This is a genomic window from Bacillus sp. YH3-2-B2 (assembly GCF_053663335.1).
Map to the genome: position 1 here is coordinate 1,004,266 of NZ_JBSJQE010000001.1, position 24,177 is coordinate 1,028,442.

Consider the following 24,177-nt stretch of genomic DNA (forward strand, 5'->3'; position numbering starts at 1 on the left):
AAACGTTGCAAATATCTGACCCTCTTTTATGAAAAATGCCGCCGATTGCAGTCAGCGGCATTTTGCCCTGAATCACTTACATTTTGTCAAACTTCGTGTCGCCAGCAAACGATCCTATTGACAGTTGTTCTTCAAGAACAAGTCCGTGATGATGCCGTTCTTCAATCCTTTTGATAAGAGATCGAATTGTATCCGTATTTTCTTCAATATTGTGAGGGTCAAAGATCGTCACATGGTCTCCTTTTAATTTGTACTCAAGGTAATGCTGTGCGGTTGATTGCTTCCATCCTCTATCGGTCAACTCGCCGCATAGAAAATGATGAATGTTGGCGTTCACCGCGCCGGAATTGATCAGTTTATTGTGATATGTGAGATAGCTTCTGATTTTATCCTTAATGGAAGGAATGGTTAATAATTCTCTGTAATAATCCGGAATGATATCCAGATTCCGATGAATGATCTCTTCGGTTTCCTCTTCCGAAAAATAATTCACCGAAACGGCTCTTTTAGAATCAAGCATCATAATGTCCGATACGATGCGTCCGCGCTTCTCCAAGGCTTTGGCAACCTCAAAAGCCAAATTCGATCCCGAGGAGTAACCGAGTAAAACAAAAGGCCCTTGTTCCTGAATGCCTATCATGCTTTCTGCATACCGGTCGACGATCTCTTGCTCGTAAGACGGCTCTTCTAAGAAATCAGCGGCATAGACGGTGCAGCGGCCGTCTAGTCTTTTCGCCATTTCATTATAGACCAGCCCGTACCCGATTAAAGGCGGGAAACAGAACAAAGGGATTGAACCGTTCTGATTCATCTTGACGAATACGTTATCCGTCTTGGACTCGAAAACTGCCGCTTGAATGGCGCGTGCCATTGTTTCGATGGTAGGAAAATCGTATACGGCTTGATAATGCATTTTGATTCCCATACGGTCGTTGATTTGATGAATAACTTGCAATACTTTGAGCGAATGGCCGCCAACGTCAAAGAAGTTATCTTTAATTCCCGGGTCACTGAGAGCTAAAATGTTCTTCCATATCTCGGCCAGCTGCTTTTCAATTAACGTTCCGGGCGCTTCGTATTCGGTTCCGGTGAGCCTATTTCCCTCAGGAGCCGGCAAAGCTTTTCGATCGATTTTTCCATTTGCGGTTATCGGCATCTTCTCCATTTGAACAAAGTAAGCCGGTATCATATAAGCGGGCAGTTTGTTCAGTAAATGACGCTTCAGCTGCGCCGTATTTAATGAATCGTCTCCTGACAAGTAGGCGCACAGCTGCTTTGAGCCCTCTTCTTCAATCGCGATGACGACCGCTTCTTTGACAGATTCCGATTGCAATAAAGCCGCTTCGACCTCGCCAATTTCAATCCGGTAGCCCCGGATTTTCACCTGATGATCAATTCTTCCCAAATACTCGATATTGCCGTCAGGCAGCCACCGGGCGACATCTCCCGTTTTGTACATTTTTTCGCCTGCGGCAAACGGGTGTTCAACAAATTTCTCAGCCGTTAATTCCGGGCGGTTCAAATATCCTCTGGCCAGTCCCTCTCCTGCCACATAGAGCTCGCCCGGTATGCCCATTATCTGAATGCGTTGATATTCGTCCAAAATATACGCTTGCAGAGTAGGAATAGGTTGTCCGATGTTGCTTCTGCCCTCGTTGATTTCCCGTTCCGTGATTTCTTTATATGTGACATGAACGGTGGTTTCGGTGATGCCGTACATATTGATTAATTCTGTTAAAGGATATTTAAGCTTCCAGTCTTTCAAGAAGGATGGATTTAACGCCTCTCCGCCAAATATGATTTTTCGGATGTTTAAATTGGATTGGGGATCTGCTCTCTCCTCCTGCATCAGTTGATAAAAATAACTTGGCGTTTGATTTAAAATGGTCACAGCTTCCGATTTTAACAATTGTAAATACCTTTCCGGGTTTTTGGCTATTTGTTTCGGAACAATCACTAATTTGCCTCCATACAGCAGCGCTCCGTACATTTCCCATACTGAAAAATCAAAGCAGAAGGAATGAAACAAAGTCCAAGTGTCCGATGTGTTAAAATCAAAAACATTTTTGTTGTTAAATAACAGACGAACCACGTTTTTATGTTCAATGAGCGTGCCTTTCGGATTCCCCGTAGTTCCTGATGTATAAATCACGTAGGCTAATTGATTTGGCATCACGCTCAGATTGAGATTAGATGGTTCGGCGTCGTATGATGACGGATCGTCAAGGAAGACAGTATGACTTTGATAATCGGTACCTTCCAGAAGATGATGTTGCAATAATAAGATAGAGACGTTAGAATCCTCAAGCATATAATGGATGCGTTCTTTCGGATAATCCGGATCGATCGGTACGTAAACGCCCCCGGCTTTCAAAATAGCAAGGATGCCTATCACCATCTCCGGTGAACGCTCCGCCATAATGCCGACAAGCTCCTCGGCCTGAAGTCCTTTGGCAACCAAGGTTCGGGCCAGCTGATTGGCGCGTTCATTTACTACCCGATATGTCAGCTTCTTATCTTCAAAAACAATCGCTGCTTGCTCCGGCGTTCGCTTCGCTTGTTCTTCAAACAATTGATGAATCGTCTTTTCCTTTGGATACTCAGCCGCCGTATCGTTGAACTTATCTATCAGAAGCGATCGCTCATCCGCTGTTACGATATCTAGGTCTTGTACGCGAACTTTCTGATCGTCCGCCATTTGCTTCATGATTTGCATGAAATGCGTCTGCATCCGTTCGACACTTGCTTGATCATAAACATCGCGGTTGTATACAAAACGAATGTCAATTTCTCCATTCGGCATCACGATAAAAGTAAAGTCGTAATGTGTATGTTCTTCCATATGAAAATCGAGAATGTCTAATGCGTTGTCATCCTCCTTCATATGTTCTATTTGTTTCTCAACCGGGTAATTCTCAAATACCATAATATGATTGATCAACTGCTGCTTTTGCTCAGTTTGAGCCTGAATGTCATACAACGGAAATGTATCATATTTTTGAGAAGCCAGTGCCCGCTCCTGGTTCACTTTCAATACTTGTGCAGCTGTCATTTCAGGCTGCGTATGAATACGTACGGGAATGGTATTGATAAATAAACCGACCATGGTTTCAATTCCCGGAATTTCTGCCGGTCTGCCGGATACGACCGTGCCGAAGACGACATCCTGACTCCCATTGTATCTTTGCAGCAATAAGCCCCATGCTGTTTGTATCCATGTATTGACGGTGACTTGCTGGCGGCTTGCGGCCCGTTTGATTTCGTCTGAGAGCTGCTTTCCTAAATGAAACGTATGCTCTCCTTTTTCGTATCCTTTCGTCTGGTTCGTCTGGCCGGAAGGTTGTTCTTGTAACAAAACAGTTTGCCCTTCATAACCTTCCAAGTAATTACGCCAATAGGCTGACGCCTGTTTGTGATCTTGTTGATCGAGCCATTCGATATATCGGCTGTATGGAGTGACGGCTCCCCGCTTCGGCTGCGGCTGCCTTTGTTCGAGTATCGCATAATAGGTTTCAAACACTTCTTTCGTAACAAGAGGCAAACACCAGCCATCCATTAAAATATGATGAAAGCTCCATATCAATCGCGCTTGGTCTTCCTCTGTCCGCAGGATCGATACGCGCATTAAAGCATCCCGGGTGAGATTGAATCCCCGCGCCTTATCTCTTCTAGCAAAATCGGCAATAAACTCGCTGCGCTGATGACTGTTCATGCTGCGAATATCTTCAACAGCCGTTTCAATCGGCTTTTGCCGGAATACAATCTGCAAAGGCTGATCTTTCCATTCTGTATAAAAAAGAGTCCGAAGAATGTCATATTTTTCGGCCAGATGCGCTAAACTCATCCTGAATGCATCGATATCCAAGAAACCTTTCAGATCAAAAGCGGCTTGTTCAAAGTAAGCTTCGGAAGCCGAATCGATCAAGCTGTGGAATAACATTCCTTTCTGCATCGGGGTTAATGGGTATATATTTTCAATGTCACCGTCACCGAGATGACTCGTTTGCTGCACAAATTGATCCAGTTCACCGATCGTTATACCTTTTAACGAAATGTCGCTTGGCGTCAGGTGAATTTGATCTTGAGCATCACAATGTGCGATGACTTGCTGCAGGCTGCTTTTTAAGAGATCGGCACAGGCTTCCATTGTTTCTCTTTGATATTGTTTACCGCTATAGCTGATGGCCAGCGACAATCGGCCTTCTGAAATCATGCCGTTGATATCAAGTGTATAGGTCAAGGGACGATTGTCACTGGCTGTTTTCCCGCTTGAGTAAGGGGATACCTCCATCTTGCCGTTCCGGACATCTTGATCAAATTGACCCAAATAATTGAAACGTATTTCCGGATGTCTGGTCCATTCATGTGCCTTCGGGTGATCGGACAAATATTTGATCAGGCCGTAACCTATTCCTTTTTGGGGGATCTGACGCAAATTTTCTTTCACTGTTTTAATCCGCTCCGGGATATCCTGATCAGCTTTGATTTGAAGCGAAACCGGATATAGGCTTGTGAACCATCCCACTGTACGCGAAATATCGAGATCCGGAATGATAGACTCTCTGCCGTGTCCTTCAAGGTGAATGAGAATGTCTTCATATCCGGTCCAACGATGAACAGCAATTCCCAGACCGGTCAGTAATAAATCGTTCATATCGGTCGAATAAGCCCTGTGAGCGTTTTTTAATAAACGTTCGGTTTCCTCGACGGTCCATTGAACAATGACCGTTTCCTTGTCTTTGGCCAGACCGGTCTCCTGTCCATTGTCCTTTGGCAATGTATGTTGCGGATTATGTTTCTGTCTGAACCAGTATTGATTTTCCGCTTCGAATTCCTGACTTTCTGCATAACGATTCAACTGTTCAGCCCATAACAGGTAAGAGTCCGTTTTCTTCGGAAGCCGGATCGCTTCTCCGTTTTGAAGCTGCTCATAAGCTGCCGCTATATCCTCAAGTAAAATCCTCCACGATACGCCGTCGATGACCAGATGATGAACCGCAATCAGCAAATGATCTCCCTCTTGACACCGGAACAATCCCAGTTTCATGAGCGGTCCTTCCGCTAAATGAATGGATTGCTGAATCTCATTTGAAATGGTTTCTATCGTCTGGGACACATTTTTTTCTTCGCGTAATGAGATCACTTCAAGGCTGAACAGATCACCTTCTTCGATCCCCCGATTTCGGGCTTCATATCCATCTTCTGTCGGAACATAGACCATGCGCAAAGCATCGTGATGCTCTGTGATCTTCTTCATGACTTCCCGAAGCTTGGATTCATCCAGTCCCTCTTTCCAATAAAGCATAATCGCTTGATTGTAATGGTGTAATTCCGGGTATTTCTGGTCGAAAAACCAATGCTGAATCGGTGTCAGCAGTGCACGGCCTTTGATTTCTCCTTGTTCTGCGATTCGGGTTACCGGCTCTACGTATGGAACAAGCTCGGAGATGGTTGGGTATTTAAACAAGTGTTTGATTTCAAACTTATACCCGGCTTGGTATAATCTTGAGGACACTTGAATCGACTTAATGGAATCGCCCCCCAATTCGAAGAAATGATCTGAGATTCCGACCCGTTCTAAGCCTAAGACCGACTCCCACACCGCGGCCAGTATTTTTTCCAGTTCTGTTCGAGGAGCTTCATAGTTCATGCCTGTAAGATTCTCTCTTGGAGAAGGAAGGGATTTACGGTCTATTTTCCCGTTGAAAGTAAGCGGCATCTCTTCCAGCTGAACGAAATACGCAGGTATCATATAGGATGGAAGCTGCCGGGACAGCTCTTCACGGAGCTCGCCTGCAGTTAAAGCATGTTGTGCGGTATAATAGGCGCACAAGGATGTTTCCCCATCGATTTCCCGGGCGATGACGATGGCTTCTTTGATCGCCGGCAGCTGAAAAAAAGCGCCTTCGACTTCGCCGATTTCAATGCGGTAACCGCGGATTTTCACCTGGTGATCAATCCGGCCCAAATACTCGATATTGCCGTCCGGCAGCCATCTTGCCAAGTCTCCCGTCCGGTATATCCGTTCTCCTGATGCAATCGGATGGTTTACAAACTTCTCGGCCGTCAGTTCGGGACGATTCAAGTAGCCCCTTGCAAGCCCATCGCCCGCTATGCACAGTTCTCCCGCCACACCGATCGGCTGCATATGTTCCAAATCAGCATGTAATATATACAATTGAATGTTGGAAATCGGTTTGCCTATCGGAATCGTTGCATATGTTTCTTCCGTCTGGCAATCAAAGTATGATACATCAATTGTTGCCTCAGTCGGTCCGTACAAGTTGATGATTTGAGCCTGGCTCACCGACGTGATGATGCGTTTGAAGCCTGCGACATGTACAGGCTTCAAAGCCTCACCGCTTGCAAACACATGTCTTAATGACGCTAATTTTTGTTTCAACATCCCGCTTGGCTTCTGATCCATGGATTCCAGGAAGGCATGCAGCATCGCCGGTACAAAATGCAGTGTGCTGACGCCTTTTTGTGCAATTGTATCTAAAATCAGCTCGGGATTCTTTTCTCCTCCGCTTGGCAGCAGCACCAGTTTAGAACCTGCCATTGTCCACCAGAACAGTTCCCACACTGATACATCAAAGGTGATCGCAGTTTTTTGCAGAATCGCATCCCGCTCATCCAGAGGGTATTTTTCCTGCATCCACACCAGCCGATTGATGACCGACCGGTGCTCAACCATAACCCCTTTCGGCTTGCCCGTTGAACCCGATGTATAAATAACATAGGCCAGATGATCCGGACCAGCAGCCGGCTCTACATTCGACCCGTCTTCACAAAAGTTTTGGGGATCTTTCATATCCAGCACTTTTCCCGTAAAAGGTACTCTCTCTTGCGAGTGATTCTGCACCAGTAACAACTTCGTATCCGAATCCTCCAATATGTATCGAACCCGTTCCTCGGGATAGCCCGGGTCAATCGGTACATACGCCCCGCCGGCTTTCAAGATCCCGAAGATCCCTACAATCATATCCAGGGAGCGTTCGGCCATAATCCCGACCGGCTGATCCGGCTGCACGCCTTCAGATTGCAGTGTCCGAGCGAGTTGATTCGCCTTTTCATTCAATTCCCGGTACGTCAGACGGCTATCCTCGTAGACAACAGCCGTTTGATCAGGGGTGCGTTCCGCTTGTTCCTCCAAAAATTGATGAATCGTTTTTTCTCTTGGATACTCTGCAGCCGTTTGATTATAGGCGATGAGTTGATTTGTCTCTGAGTCTGACAGAATATTAAGCTGTCGGATCATAAGGTCGGGTTGGAATAACAAACTTGAAAAAACCCGGTTTACATGTTCGATCACTTGCATCATATACTGGCGATCATAAGCTTGTTCATTATAAGTTAACTTTAAATGAATCGAATCATTTTCGATGGAAAACTGAAATAACGTATCAGCAGCAGCCGTTTCTATAAAACGAATGGGATGAAGCTGATCTAGTGATACGATCGTATGGATCATTGGCAAATGATTTGAATCGTAGTTCAGATTTAATGGACCGGCCATTTTATCGAAAGGAACGTGCTGATTTAAGATGGCTCCGTTCAGCGTATGCTTGAATTCATTAAATATGGATTTAAATGTGCTGTCCGCATTTATGTTTTGTTTGATTAACATGACTTGATCTAAACGAAGGTCTTCATCGGTTTCGTCTTCAAAGGTCGGTACACCTACAATAACGCCCTCTTCCCCCGTATATTTGTACAAAAGACACTCGATTCCGACCAGGAGAACCATATAAACGGCCATTGGCGATTTATTCGTCATCTTCATGATGCGCAGGGATACATCGGAGCTCAATGAACTGTGAATACGGTTGGGTGCACTCGGCGCATCGTGCTCTATTGTTGAGTCCGACATTTGAAACGAAGGGATTGCACTGGGACGATCTTCCGCATCGAACATGCTGCTCCAGAACAACTCCTGTTGCTTGAATTCTGACATTAATATCCCTCCAGTGAGTTTTAGCCGGCTGACCGCTGTCCCCGTAAAAACATCATGCCGGGGACAGCCGGTACCGGCCGTTTTTAGAAATTCAATTCGATTTCGTTTGCAAAGTGTTCACTTTTATTTACTTTCTCACTTAATTGAATTTCTTTTAAAGGAATCGATGGGTCTTTTATGATCGCCGACAGAATCATGGCGTAATCCTTGCTCAGCGTAGCGATGGTTTTCTGTTTAAACAGCTTCGTGCAGTACTCAAAGCTTCCTTGAATCTCGTGCGGATTCATCACGAAAGTCAGCTGTAAATCAAATTTGGCCGCCGTATTTGTTTGTTCATATGGTCTGACCGCGAGAGAGTCCAATTCGATATCCGTTTGTTCCGTATTTTGCAGAACAAACATCGTATCGAATAACGGATTACGGCTTAAGTCCCGTTTCACTCCCAGTTTCTCAACTAATTCTTCAAAAGGATATTCTTGATTTTCATAAGCTTTCAGCATCGTTTCTTTTGTTTCCGTTACATAGTCCATAAAGGTCTTTTCTCCAGCCGGGGCAGTACGGATGGCCAGCGTATTCACAAACATCCCGATAATATGCTGTAAATCTTCATGCATTCTTCCCGCAATAGGCGTACCGACGACGATATCTTCCTGACCGCTGTATTTGGCCAGCAGTATGTTATAGGCTGACAGCAAGATCATGTAAGCGGTCGATCCGGTCAATTCTTCCATCTGTTTAATCCCCTGGACCACAGTCTCATCGAGAGCGAAATTGTATCGCTTGCCTTCAAAGCTTCGAATTCGCGGTCTGGCAAAATCTTTCGGCAGCTCAAATGGCGGGAGTTCCTCATGAAATACATTCAGCCAATAGTTCTCCTGCCTTTTGATGCGTGCCCTCTGCTCCGCCTGCTGCTGCCATACAGTGTAATCTTTGTATTGAATCCGGAGCGGGGTTAATTCTTTGCCGTCATACAATTGAATCAGTTCTTCAACAAAAATATTCATAGAAGCGCCGTCTGAAACGATATGATGCATGTCAAACATGAAAACATGTCTGTCCTGTTCTAATTCGATGAGTCCGGCCCGAAGCAATGGAGCCTGACTGAGATCGAAAGGCCGCACGAAATTGCGGAACAGCTCCTCGACCTGCTTATCAGCTGCTTTGTACCTTTCTATAGAGAAATCCGCCTGCGGCTTGATCACCTGCACCAGCTCTCCCCGGACCATTTCAAATCCGGTTCGTAGCGATTCATGGCGCTGGATCAGACTTTGGAACGCAGATTGTAAACGATTCATGTCCATCCTGCCTTCCAATGTCAAAATCCCCGGCATGTTGTAACTTAGTTCTCCGCCTTCAATTTGTGTAGACAGGTAAACCATCTTTTGTACGGAAGATACAGGATAAACATCTTTGGCTTCTGCAACAGGGATTTCATCCGGTCCGCTGGTTTCCGCGCCTGCAATGACCCTCGCCATTTCTTCAACCGTCGGGTATTGAAACACTTCTCTCAATGAAATGCTTTTGCCGAATTGCTTATGGATCTTGGTAACGAGCGTCATCCCCCGTAACGAATGCCCGCCGAGATCGAAAAAGTTATCTTTGACGCCGACTTGTTCTAACTTCAATACTTCTTTCCAGATGTGAACCAGCTGCTCTTCCGGTTTTGTCCTTGGAGCAACATAGTCAATCCCGGTCTGCAAGCCTGCTTCAGGCAGCGGTAACGCGCTGCGATTCACTTTTCCATTGGAGGTTAACGGCATTTGTTCCAGTTGCATCAGGTATGAAGGAACCATGTAGCCTGGTATTTGATCGGAGAGTTTTTCTTTAAGCTGATTGATCGGCAGTGACTTCTCCCCTGTAAAATAGGCATATAAATCGCTTTGTCCCTCTGCATTTTCTCTTGCCAGGATCACCGCTTCTTGTACATGCTCGATGTTGAGAAGAGCGGCTTCCACCTCGCCAAGTTCGATCCGGTAACCGCGAATTTTGACCTGATGATCCTTTCTTCCGGCATATTCAATGTTTCCATCCGGCAGGTAACGGGCAAGATCGCCTGTTTTATACATCCGCTCTCCGATTACAAACGGATCGGCCACAAACTTTTCACCCGTTAATTCAGGCAAGTTCAGATACCCTCGTCCTACTCCGTCTCCGGCGATGCACAGCTCGCCCTTTACACCTATAGGCAGCATCCGGTCATGGGAATCAACAATATACACACGGTTGTTGCCCAGCGGCTTGCCGATCGGCACGTAACCGCCGTCGTCAGCGGATGCCAATGTCTCCGGTACGATATGGAAGACCGATGCATCCACGCAGGTTTCCGTCGGACCGTATACATTGGTTATGAGCGGCATTGATGACCCGTTCGAAGCGAACAATTCAAGCAATTGCGCCACCGTCGCCTGCGGGAGCGCTTCTCCTCCAATAAGCATGTGCCGGATCGTTACCCCATGAAGGCTGTCTGCAGCGATAAGCAATTGCAAATGTGACGGTGTTCCGTCTGTTACGTCAATGCGGTGGGTGCGATAATAGTTTGACAAGGCATAACCGTCTGATACTGATGCTTTAGGGACGATATACAGTGCATGTCCCCCTAACAGTGCCGCGAAAATTTGCTTGACCGATGCGTCGAAATAGTACGGTGCCAACAGAGACACACGCAATCCCGAATCATAAGCACCGTACACTTGTCCGCGCAGCCCCTCCATCAAATGAAGTACCTGGCGATGCTCAATCAGCGTGCCTTTTGGCTTGCCGGTTGTGCCTGATGTGTAAATCACATACGCCAAGTGATCCGGTCCGGCTGCCGTCACCAGATTCGAGCCATCCCCGCTGTTCATTCGTTCGTCGTTCAGCAGTAAAATTTCTCCGGCAAAGGATACACGATCTTGTAAATGGGGCTGTGCCAGCAGAACCTTTGCTCCTGAATCCTCCAGAATATAGCGGATGCGTTCCTGCGGGCTGTCCGGATCCATCGGCACATACGCGCCCCCGGCTTTCAGGATCGCCATAATCCCCACGATCATTTCCAGAGAACGTTCTGCCAGAATACCCACAGGCTGGTCAGGCTGCACGCCTTCGCTTCTTAAAATCCGCGCCAGGCGGTTGGCCCGCTCATTCAGCTCACGGTATGTGAATCGGCTTTTCTCGTAAACTGCGGCCGTAAGTTCCGGCGTACGCTCCGCCTGCTCCTCGAACAATTGGTGAATTGTTTTGTCCCTTGGGCAGTCTATTGCCGGTTGGCCCCATCTCTCCACAATCTGCTCTTTCTCCTTCGCGGTGATCATCTCCAGCGATGAAAGCGGCGCCTGCGGATCATTGGCAATCGCCTCGATCAATTGGATAAAGTGCTTTGCCATGCGTTCCGCAGTTTCCTGCTTGTACAGCGCTGCCGCGTAACTGATCATACCTGTAATTCCGTCTTCATTTTCTGCCGCTTGGAACGTCAGGTCGAACTTCGCCATCGCATGGTTGTCCGGATAAGGGGTAAAACGCACATCATCGAGGCTCAATTCTCCACGTTCTGTGTTTTGCCATATGAACATCGTGTCAAACAGCGGATGGCGGCTGAAATCCCGGGACACATTCAGCTTGTCCACCAGTTCGTCGAATGGATACTCCTGATTTTCGTACGCTTTTAATGTATGCTCTTTGACTTCCTGCACGTACTCCCGGAATGTTTTTTCCCCAATCGGTTTCGTTCGTATCGCCAGCGTGCCCACGAACATGCCGATTAAGCTTTCCAAATCCGAATGGGTTCTTCCGGCAATCGGGCTGCCTACTACGATGTCTTCTTGCCCGCTGTATTTGGCAAGCATGGTCGTATAAGCAGCCAGCAGCACCATGTACAGTGTGCTTTCGCTCTTCACCGCCAAGCCTTTCAGCTGTTCCGTCAGCTCCGGTCCGATAACAAACTCGATTTGTCCTCCTTCAAAGCTCCGCGCAGCCGGTCTTCCGTAGTCGGTTGGCATATCCAGCACCGGAACCTCTCCGCTGAACACATCCAGCCAATACGCTTCCTGTTTCTTCATCCGTTCGCTTTGCATATCCGCCAGCTGCCACGCCGCATAATCTTTATATTGAATCCGCAATGGCGGCAACTCTTTTCCTTCATATAATGAAACGAACTCTTCAATCAAATTCTTGATAGATACGCCGTCTGAAATGATATGATGCATGTCAAACAGCAGCAAATGGCGGTCTTTTGCAAGCTCGATCAGTCCTACCCGCAGCAGCGGTGCTTTCTCCAAGTCAAATGCCCGCACAAACCCATGAACGAGGGCTTCCGCCTGTTCTTCTTTCGCCTGAGTGAATTCCACTGCAAATCGGACGTCGTCATAGATCCGCTGCACCGGTTCTCCATCTATCAGTTCAAAGCCGGTACGCAGCGTTTCATGGCGCTGAATCAGCTTGCAGATCGCCTTCTCGACAAGTTCCCGATCCAGAGCTCCATCGGCCCTCATGACACTCGGCATGTTGTAGCTCAGCTCTCCGCCTTTCAGCTGATTCAAAATGTACAGCCGTTTTTGCGCCGAGGAGACGGCATAGTATTCTTTTGCGTCAACGGCCGGGATAGATGTATATGCTGTGTGTTTCATTCCGGTAATCGTTTCTGCCATTTCTTCAATTGTTGGCGACCGGAACACTTCCCGCAGCGGCAGGCTGACCCCCATCTCTTTGTGCAGCTTCGCCGTCAGAGTCGTTGCCCGCAGCGAGTGACCGCCGATGTCGAAGAAGTTATCTTTCACGCCGATACGCGGAAGTCCAAGCACCTCTTTCCAGATATGCGCCACCTGCGCTTCCGCCGCTGTACGGGGAGCAACGTATTCGCCCCCTGTTTGCACGCCTCCTTCTGGTGCTGGCAATGCTTTGCGGTCGACTTTTCCGTTTGCCGTGAGCGGCAAACGCTCTAGTTGGATAAAGTACGACGGGATCATATACCCCGGCAGTTCCTGCGACAGCGCTATTCGCAGCTCGCTCACCATCAGCTCGGTGTTCGCTGAAAAGTATGCGCATAGCTGCTTTTCTCCGGCTCCGTCTTCAAGAGCGGTGACTACTGCTTCCTGTACATACTCTATCTTTAAGAGCTGAGCTTCCACCTCGCCGAGTTCGATCCTGTATCCTCGAATTTTCACCTGATGATCGATCCGGCCCAAATATTCGATGTTACCGTCCGGCAGCCATCTCGCCAGATCGCCCGTCCGGTACATCCGTTTGCCGGGTTCGAACGGATGATCCACGAACTTCTCCGCAGTCAGCTCCGGACGGTTCAGGTACCCCCTCGCCAGTCCGTCGCCTGCGATGCAAAGCTCTCCCGGTACTCCGACTGGCTGTAGACGCATTGATCCCGGTGCCATCATATACAGCTGTATATTCGAGATCGGCTTGCCGATCGGCACCGATGCATACGCTTGGTTCGCTTCGCAGTTGAAGTACGACACATCGACCGTTGCTTCCGTCGGGCCGTACAGGTTGATCAGTCGGGCGCCGTTCATAGGCGTAATAAGGCTATGGAATCTTGCCGTATGTGCCGGCATTAAAGCCTCGCCGCTTGCAAACACTTGCCGCAACGTACGCAGCTTGCTTGTCTGTACGCTCGCCGTCTGTGCTTCCGCAAACTTCAGGAAGGCGTGCAGCATCGCCGGGACGAAATGCATTGTCGTGATACTTTGCTCTTCTATTGTGTTCCAAATCACTTCGGGGTCTTTCTCTCCGCCGAGCGGAAGCAGGCACACCTTCGCACCGGTCAAAGCCCACCAGAACAGCTCCCATACCGAGACGTCGAAGGTGATCGCTGTCTTTTGTAAAATCGTATCGCCGCTGCCGATCGGATAAGCCTTTTGCATCCACATCAACCGGTTTATAACCGGACGATGTTCAACCATAACCCCCTTGGGCTTGCCGGTCGATCCGGACGTGTAAATTACATATGCCCTATCGTCCGCACGGGACAGCGGCTCCAAGTTAGAAACGTCATCATCGTAAACGGAAGTATCATCGAGATCGATGACCGTTCCTGCAAAAGCAACCCGTTCTTTCACGTGACGCTGTGACAGCAGCAGGGTCGCTCCTGAATCTTCAAGGATGTAGCGGATGCGTTCCTCTGGGTAATCTGGGTCGATTGGCACATAAGCGCCTCCCGCTTTCAGGATTGCATAAATCCCGACCATCATTTCTAGAGAACGCTCAGTCATGATCGCAACAAGCTGGTCGGCCTGTAGGCCTTCAGCTCGTAAAGTGCGTGCTAGTTGATTGGCCCGTTCATTTAACTCAAGGTATGTCATACGCTGCTCCTCGAATATAACCGCCTCATGGTCCGGCGTCCGGAGTGTTTGTTCCTCGAACAGCTGATGAATCGTTTGTTCACGTGGGTAATGCATTTCGTTAGACTGAAAACGGCCGTGCAGCTGTTCTTTTTCTTGCTGCGTCAGAAGTTCCATTTCTTCTATTTTGACAGACGGCTGCTGCAAAATTTGGTGAATGAGCTGTTCAAAATGTCCGCGAATCCGCTCTGCCTCTGATTGTCCATATTCATTTTGGTTGAAATCAAAATGAACGGTGAGTTGTTCGCCAGGGATGACAACTACATTAAAATCGTAATGGGTATGTTCTTCTATATGGAAATTCACGATATTTAAATCCGCAGCATCATGGCCCTTTTCGACTTGCTGCTCTATCGGATAATTTTCAAAGATCAGTATATGATCAATTAAGTTTTGCTTTTGTTCCGTTTGGGCCTGAATTTCGTATAAAGGATAGGTATCGTATGCTTGGGAAGCCAGAGCGTTTTGTTGAACCATTTGCATCGTATCAGCAAAAGTGCAGTCCTCATCGCAGCGGATGCGAACCGGAATGGTATTGATGAACAGGCCGATCATCTGTTCTACATCAGGAATTTCCGCCGGCCTTCCCGACACGACACTGCCAAAGACAACGTCTGCTGACCCGCTGTATTTCTGTAATAAAACTCCCCATAACGTTTGGATCAACGTGTTTAATGTAACCTGATGCTGATTTGCGATCTGCTGTAATTGTTTTGTCTGTTCGTGATCAAATCGGCAGATCACATTGGCATAGGCGTATTCTTTTTGTTCATGCTGCTCTATTTTATGAAGAAGCGTGGTTTCACCTGTATATCCTTCAAGATACCCGCTCCAGTACCGCTTTGCCGCTCCCTGATCTTGGCGGTCAAGCCACTCGATATAGTCGCTGTAAGGAGCTGCCGATGACGGTTCTGGTTCCCTGCCTTCCTGTAAGGCGCGATAATGATCAAACACTTCCTTCGTGATAAGAGACAGGCACCAGCCATCCATCACAATATGATGGAAGCTCCAAATCAAATGATATTTGCGGTCTTCCATACGGAAAATCGCTATACGCATCAGCGGACCCCGAGCCAAGTCAAATCCTTTTGCCTTATCTTCTCTTTGATAGGCTGCGATTGCATCCTCTCTCAGGTGCTCCTCTATATCACGCAAATCTGCAAAATGAATTTGCGGTGTTTGCGTTTTATAGACAATTTGTAAAGGAGTATCGTTCCAGCCGCTGTAAAAACGGGTTCTGAGCACGGCGTATGTTTCAAATAATTGTTTAAGGCTTGCTTTAAACCAATCAATCTTTAATTCTCCCTGCAAATCGAACGATGCTTGTTCAAAATAAGAACTTGAGGCCTCGTCCAGCAGGCTGTGGAAGAGCATTCCTTTCTGCATCGGAGTGAGCGGATACACGTTTTCAACCTCACCTGCATGCGGCAGTTGAATGAGGAGCTGATCCAATTCGTCAATGGACATGCCTTTTAACAAAATATCGCTTGGCGTCAGTTCCGATTGTTCTTTATGAACGCAATGCGTAATGATTGTCCGCAGGCGGCTTTGAATCGTTTCCGATAACCGCATGATCGTTTCTTTTGCGTACTGTTTGCTGCTGTAGCTGATCGTAAGCTTCAGCCGGCCGTCGGTGATCATTCCGTTTATATTCAATACATACGGTCTTTCTTGATTTCCGCTTGAGTCTGAACCGCAAGAATAAGAAGATAATTGAACCCCATGCTGCTGTAAATCTTGGTCAAACTGTCCAAGGTAGTTAAAGCTGATCTCAGGATTGAGTTTCGATGGCATTCCGCCGCTTAAGTACCTTGCTATTCCATATCCGATCCCTTTATGCGGAATTTGGCGCAATCCTTCTTTGGTCGTCTTGATATAATCAGAGATCTCTTTGCCCGGATACGCGTGCAGCACAACCGGATACAGACTTGTAAACCACCCGACCGTGCGGGAGATATCTATATCTTGTATAATCTGTTCTCGGCCGTGTCCCTCTAAATGAATCGGAATTTGTTCCAGTCCTGACCAATGCGATATGGAAAGACCGAGAGAAGTTAAGAGCAAATCGTTTATTTCCGTGTTATAAGCGCGATTCGCTTGTTTTAATAGCAGCTCCGTTTCCACTTTCGTCCATTCCACAGTTGCTGTTTCACTGTCTTTTGCAGTTGTATGGGTTTCATGAAAATCTTTAGGCAGCTGTTTGACTTCGGTTTGTTCGATCTTTGTCCAATATTCCTGTTCCTGTTTTATGGTTTCACTTTTCGCATATTCTGAAAGTCTCTTAGCCCATAATTGGAAAGAGTCTGTTTTTTGCGGCAGTTGAATCACTCGCCCATTCTCTGCTTGCTTGTAGCCGCTAACGATATCTTCCAGTAAAATGCGCCATGAAATCCCGTCTATAATCAAATGATGGATGGCGATGAGCAGATGATCTCCATTTGCGCATTGAAACAACCCGGCTTTCATTAACGGCCCATCACTTAAACGCATACTGCTTTGTATCTCATCAGCTTTGGCTTCAATTGTCCGTCCCGGATCGGAATCTTCTTTCAGATTCAGGACTTCTAAGCGGTACAGTCCGCTTTGGGCGATTTCTTCATTCTGTGCCTCGCAGCCATTTTCCGTAGTCCGGAACGTCATGCGGAGCGCATCGTGATGTTCAGCAAGTTTTTGCAGGGTTTGACGAAGCTGCGTTTCCTGAAAACCTTCCGGCGCATGCAGCATGACGGCTTGATTATAATAATGCTGATCTGTCGTTATTTGTTCGAAAAACCAATGCTGAATAGGAGTCAGGCTGACTTTTCCTTTGACCTCACCTTGATCGGCTATACGCAGATTCTGCTTGATATGCGGACTCAATTCTGCAATTGTTGCATATTGAAACAAGTCTTTGATTTCCATTTTGTATCCTTGCTGATTTAATCTGGAGGATACTTGAATGGATTTAATGGAATCTCCGCCAAGGTCAAAGAAATTATCAAGAATACTGACGTTTTCAGCGCCTAATACCGATTCCCAGGCAGAAACTAATATTTCTTCCGCTTTTGTTCGGGGAGCTTTATACTCTGCTCTGTCCTGCAGCTCGAAATCCGGAGCCGGCAGCCCTTTTTTGTTTATTTTTCCGTTAGAAGTTAAAGGCATTTCATCAAGCTCGATAAAATAAGCCGGAACCATATAACTTGCAAGGGTATGAGACAATTGTTTCCGGAGCCGGGCAGCCGTTGTTTGCCCGCCGCTTACGTAATATGCACACAATTGTTTAAACCCGTGGACATCCTCTCTGGCTGTAACGACAGCTTCCTTGATCGCTTCTTCTTGAAGCAGTGCCGCCTCGATCTCGCCTAATTCGATACGATAGCCTCTGATTTTCACTTGTTCATCTATTCTGCCCGCATATTCAATGTTTCCGTCCGCCAGCCACTTCGCCAAATCTCCGGTCTTATACATCTTCGCTCCGGGTTCAAACGGGTCATCGACAAATTTCTCTGCCGTTAATTCGGGACGATTCAAATATCCTCTTGCCACACCGGCGCCGCTGATATAGATTTCTCCCGGCACTCCGATCGGTGCGGGTTTCATATTCTCATCAAGAACGTAAATGCTCGTGTTTGCCGCAGCGGTTCCGATCGGTACCGATTCCCGTCTGTCCTTTGCGGCATCATAACGGTAAATCATGCAGCCGACAACGGTTTCCGTCGGTCCGTACTCATTGCATATTTCAACCCGGCCTTCGAACTGTTCATGAATGCTGCGGGCTAACCGGGTGCTTAAGTTTTCCCCGCCCACAATCATTCTTCGGACAGCCGTTTGATCGGCAATGTTCATTTCTTTCAAAACCTGCAAATGGGCCGGAGTCAATTTAATGATATCCACCCTCGGGTCCCGCACAATCGATTCAAGCAGAGCTGTTTTATCTTCTCCGTCATAGACGATGATTGCATTTCCTGTGACAAGCGGCGTGAAAATAGAAGTCACCGTCAGATCAAAAGAAATTGACGAATACAATGGGAAGTTGGCTTTCTCGCCTTTTACATAAACCTCTTTCGCCCACCAAATATAATTGGTCAAGCCTCGGTGCTCGATTAGTACGCCTTTTGGCCGGCCTGTGGAACCTGACGTATAAATGACATAGGCCAAATGGCTCACATCATTTATCGGAGCAAGGTCAGAGCCATCTTGGTGATAAGAACTTTCATCATCAAGTAAAACCGTGACGCCTTCATAGGCAAGCTGTTTCCTGACGTCCTGCTGCATTAAAACGATTCCGGCTTGGGAGTCATCCAGCATATACCGGATGCGGTCTTGCGGATATTCCGGATCTATAGGGACATAGGCTCCCCCTGATTTTAAAACGGCAAGGATTCCGACCACCGATTCGATGCTGTTTCTCGTGATGATGGCTACAGGCTGATCCGTCTGGACTCCTTTCGCTCTTAACGTTCGCGCCAGTCGGTTGGCCCGCTTATTGAGCTCTCCGTACGTGAGCTGCCTGTCCTTATCAATGACGGCTGCTTGATCGGGCGTACGCTGCGATTGCTCTTCAAATAATTGATGAACCGGCGTCTGCGGAAACGGCGCGGCCGTGTCGTTAAGTGTCTGCAGAAGGGTTCTTCTTTCGCCTTCCGTTAACAATTCCGCTTGATCCACCCGGATATCCGCATTTGTCACGACTTGTTGCAGGATTTGCATGAAATGTTCCCGAACCCGCTCTATGCTTGCCCGATCATACACATTTGCATTGTATTCAAAAGAGATATTCATCTCGTCGCCCGGTATAACGGTCAAATTAAAATCGTAGTTGGTCTGTTCTTCCATTTGCACGTTGGAAATTTTGATGGATGTTCCGTTTTGGCGGCCTATGCTTTCCATATACTGATCAACCGGATAATTTTCGAATATCATTAAATGTGTAATTAAATCTTGCTTTTGCGTTGTACGCGCTTGAATATCGTACAGCGGGTGCGTCTCAAATTGTTGAGACGCTACAGCCCTTTCTTGCGCCTCTTTCATAAGCTCGGCAAACGTTGTCCCGGTTTCACACCGGAATCGGACGGGAATGGTGTTAATCAATAAGCCGATCATGGTTTCCACGTTTGGAATTCCAGCAGGTCTTCCGGATACAACACTTCCAAACACAACGTCCCGGCTGCGGTTATATTTCTGCAGCAAAACCGCCCATGCCGTCTGCAGCAGCGTGTTCAGCGTGACATGATGCTGGCCTGCCGTCCGCTTCATTTTCGAAGTGAGATCGGAGCTTATGTCACACGTCACTTTTTCAGGAACGTATCGTCCGTCTTCCGCTGCATGGTGATCCTTAGGAAGGCCGGTTTGCTCCTCATATCCCTCCAAGTATTGATCCCAATAAGCCGTGGCCTTTTTCGCATCTTGCCGGCCGAGCCATTCAATATATTGACTGTACGGAGTAATTGATGATTGTTCAGGCTGCTTTTGCTGAAGCAAGGCAAAGTAATTCTCGAATATTTCTTTTGTAATCAGCGGCAGGCACCAGCCGTCCATCAAAATATGGTGGAAGCTCCAGATAAAACGGTATGTCTTTTCATCCGTACGAAGGATGAATAGCCGCATTAACGCGCCTTTTTCTAAGTCGAACCCCCGCATCTTATCTTCTCTGGCATACTGCTGAATCATCGCTTCTTTTTGTGATTCCTTCATCTCTCGTATGTCATTGAATTGAAAACCGATTTTTTTCGTTTTGAATATAATTTGGAGCGGCTGATCCTTCCAGCCTCTGTAAAAATTCGTGCGGAAAATATCATATTTTTGCGATAAGCCGTCCAAGCTTTTTGAAAATGAATCAATCTCCAGATCTCCATGCAGATCAAACATCGTTTGCTGAAAATAAGCACCTGAATTCGGATCAAATAAGCTGTGAAACAGCATGCCCTTCTGCATCGGCGTTAATGGATAAATATTTTCCGCTTCGCCTAATTCACGCGTCTGCTCCAAAAGCTGTTCCAGTTCGTCGATTGAGATATCTTTTAACAGGATGTCACTTGGTGTGAGAGAAGTCTGCTGCCGGCTTATGCAATGCGCAATGACTTCTTGCAGACTTTCTTTCAACCCCCGGGCAAATTGCTCCATAGTAGATCTTTCGTATTGTTTGCTGCTGTAGCTCAGTGTCAGTGATAATGTCCCTTCGGTAATCATGCCGTTCAAATCAAGCACAGCCGTTCTCTCTTGGTTTTCGTTCATCGATAACCCTGTGGAATATGGCGATATGCGCAAAGCCTGATGCTTCAGGTCTTGGTCAAATTGTCCCAAATAGTTAAACGATATCTCCGGATTCAGCTGCAGGCTGTCGGCTTCCGGGTGCCCGGATATATATTTGATGATGCTGTAATTCATTCCTTTATCAGGGATGCGGCGCAGCCCTTCTTTTACGATCTTGATCCGCTGCGACAGATCTTTTCCGGCTTCCATCCTCAGGACGACAGGGTACTGGCTTGTGAACCATCCTATCGTGCGGGAAATGTCAGCATCCGGAATAATCGGTTCTCTCCCGTGGCCTTCCAAATTCACGACAATGTCTTCCGTGCCTGTCCACTTGTGAACGGCCAGCCCTAACGAAGTCAGCAGCAGATCGTTGATATCCGTGTTGTAGGCGCGGTTCGCTTGTTTTAATAATTGCTCCGTTTCCTCTTTTGTCCATTGAATCGTCACTTCTTCGCTGTCACTTAATAACGATCCTTCGCTGATAGTGTCCTTAGGCAATGGCTGAGGCTTTATGCTTGAAAGCTCAGTCCAATAAGCAATCTCCTCTTTCATGTCGGTTTCCGCTGCATGCTTGGACAATTGATCGGCCCAGAATGGAAACGAATCTGTTTTTTGCGGGAGCTGGATCGTTTGTCCGCGTTCTGCCTGCTCATAACCGCTTGCAAAATCTTCGAGCAAAATACGCCAGGATACTCCGTCAATCAGCAAATGATGAATTGCAATCAGCAAATGATCTCCGTCCGGACATTGGAACAAACCGAGCTTCATCAATGGCCCTTTGTCTAATACCATGCTGCTTTGAATCTCATTCGCTTTATCAGCAATCGCTTGAGCCGGATCGGTTTTCCCTTTATAATTCATCACTTCCAGATGGTATAGTTCACTTTCATCTGTTCCTGTAATTCGCGGAGCGTATCCATCCGGCGTTTTTTCAAAAATCATCCTCAAGGCATCGTGATGCGACGCGATCTGTTCCATCGTCCGGCGAAGAGGAGCCTCTTTAAAGCATTCCGCCGAATATAACATGACGGCCTGATTGTAATGGTGTGCATGCGGCATGTTTTGTTCAAAAAACCAATGCTGAATCGGGGTCAGCTTGGTTCCGCCATTCACTTCTCCTTGATCAGCCACCCTGCTGACCGGCGCTACAAACTGACTAAGTTCAGCAATCGAGGGGTGTTTAAACAAATGCTTCATATCAACCTTGTATCCGGCTTGATACAATCTGGATGACACCTGAATTGACTTAATCGAATCTCCGCCAAAATCAAAGAAATTATCCAGAATTCCTATACGTTCTGCCCCTAATACTTCTTGCCAGATAGACGCCAGCAGTTCTTCTATTGTGTTCCGCGGGGCTATGTATTCGTATTCCGCCCGCGTATTTTCGTCAGCAGCAGGCAAAGCTTTCAGATCAATCTTCCCATTGGAAGTGAGCGGAATGCGTTCCAATGGGATAAAGCGGGAGGGAATCATATAATTCGGCAGTTCCCGGGATAATTCTTTTCTGAACTGCGCAGCGGTCAAAGAAGGCTCGCCGACATAATAGGCATACAATTGTTTGGCCCCGTCTGCGTCTTCCCGCGCGGCGACTGCGGCTTCATGAACGTTTTCCAGATTGAACATGGCTGCCTCTACCTCGCCGATCTCAATCCGGTAGCCGCGAATTTTCACTTGATGATCAATCCGCCCTAAATATTCGATTCTTCCATCCGGCAGCCATCTGGCGAGATCCCCAGTTTTATACATCTTTTGACCAGGGACATGCAGATGCTCCACAAATTTTTCCTCCGTCAATTCAGGACGATTGAGGTAGCCGCGGGCCACTCCCGCTCCTCCGACATACAGCTCTCCCGGTACGCCGATCGGCTGGATTTGATGGTGCGCTCCTAAAATATAAGCTTGATGGTTGGCCACCGGGCTGCCGATTGTAATCTGTTCATCAGCGGACTGAACAGGGTGAAATGTAGATACCACGCTGTTTTCTGTCGGTCCGTATTCATTATTGATCCGAATGCGAGGCTGCAGAGAATGCAGCTTCTCAACCGTATCTGTTTCCAGCTGCTCACCGCCTACAACAACATGCTGAACATGGATGAAGTCCTCTGTGTTCATCTGTTCGATCATCGTTTTCAGAAGACGGGGAGAAGTTGAGAAATGAGTAATTCTCTCTTGTTTTATGGCATTTTGAATGGCGAAAGTTTCTTTATTCTCTTCATTAGGCAATAGGTGCAAAGTTGCCCCTGAGATGAGCGGGCCGAAGAAATTTAAAATGAACGCATCAAAAACATACGGGTACAAGACAAGCACGCGATCCGCCGGAGAATGCTTAAAAAACGCCTTCTTCCATTGGAGCGAATTCACAATGCCGCCGTGTTCAACCATGACTCCTTTCGGCTTTCCTGTTGTACCCGACGTATAAATGACATAGGCTAAATGGCTGTGTCCCGCTACTGGTGATAACAATGAGCTATCGGCATGGTATGATGTTTCATCATTCAAATCAATCACCGGGCCGTCAAAGGTGAGACTGTTTTTTAAATGACGCTGAACAAGGAGAACGTCTGCATCCGCATCATGAAGCAAATATTGAAGCCGCTCTTTTGGATATTCAGGATCCAGGGGCACATAAGCGCCCCCTGCCTTCCAAACGGCTATAATGGATACGATCATCTCTAATGAACGATCGGCGAGAATGGCGACTAACGTATCAGGTTGAACCCCGCAATTACGCAATGTTCTTGCCAAACGGTTCGCCTTCTCATTCAGTTCCCTGTACGTCAAATGGTCGTTTTTAAACTTGACGGCCGCATGCTCAGGTGTTCTTTCTGTTTGCTCTTCAAATAATTGATAGACTGTTCTGCTCCCGGAGAAATCTCTGACGGTATCGTTAAAATCAAACAATAGCTTCTGTTTTTCCGCTTCCGGTAAGATCTCTGCCGTATGGATCGCGGCTTGAGGCTGAAACAGGATCACAGACAGCAGCTGATCCAAATGGGATACAATTTGATTGATATAGCGCTCATCGTACAGGTTGCCGTTATAAAAAAGCTTCAAATGAATCCCGTTGTTCTCCAAATCAAAGTGAAACAGCGTATCGGCTGCAGTATCTTCTTTAAATTGCAAGGAATGAATTTCGTTAAGTGAAACGACGGTATGAATGAACGGCAGATGCTCGTCATTGTATTGCACGCTCAGATGCTGAACCATTTTTCTAAACGGCAGGTTTTGATTTTTCAGAGAATCATTAACGGCTTCTTTCAGCTGTCCGAATACGGTTTTAAATGTACTCTCGTTTGAAAGCGTATTTTTTAAGAGGACAATGTTGTTAACGGCTGACTGGCCGGCTTTTTGCTTCGATACCGTCGGAATGCCAAGAATCAGGCTCGTTTGATCCGTATATTTATATAACAAGCATTCAATACCCGCCAATAAAATCAGATAGGCCGCCATATCGGAATGATTCGCCATTGTCATGATTCTTTGAGATACTTCCGGAGATAAGGAACGGCAGATGCATTTTTCCTGGTAGCCGGTACGGGCCAACGACGCTTTATCCGCTGCTTTAAAGTAAGGGAATGCGCTTAGTCCGTCTTCTTCATCAAACAGGTTTTCCCAGTACGTTTCTTGGTTTTTAAATACCGACATTGGAGCACCTCA

General features: G+C 47.1%; 2 protein-coding genes. Both read right to left on the minus strand.

Annotated features, from left to right (window positions below):
- Positions 1 to 76 precede the first annotated feature (76 nt).
- Positions 77 to 7,957, minus strand: a complete 7,881-nt coding sequence (bamC, locus tag ACWJJX_RS04760) for a bacillomycin D non-ribosomal peptide synthetase BamC (protein WP_454022775.1) — start codon at positions 7,955 to 7,957, stop codon at positions 77 to 79.
- Between the two features lie 83 nt (positions 7,958 to 8,040).
- Positions 8,041 to 24,165 carry a non-ribosomal peptide synthase/polyketide synthase gene (locus ACWJJX_RS04765; protein ID WP_454022776.1) on the minus strand — a complete coding sequence of 5,375 codons (16,125 nt, stop codon included), beginning with the start codon at positions 24,163 to 24,165 and terminating at the stop codon, positions 8,041 to 8,043.
- Positions 24,166 to 24,177 lie beyond the last annotated feature (12 nt).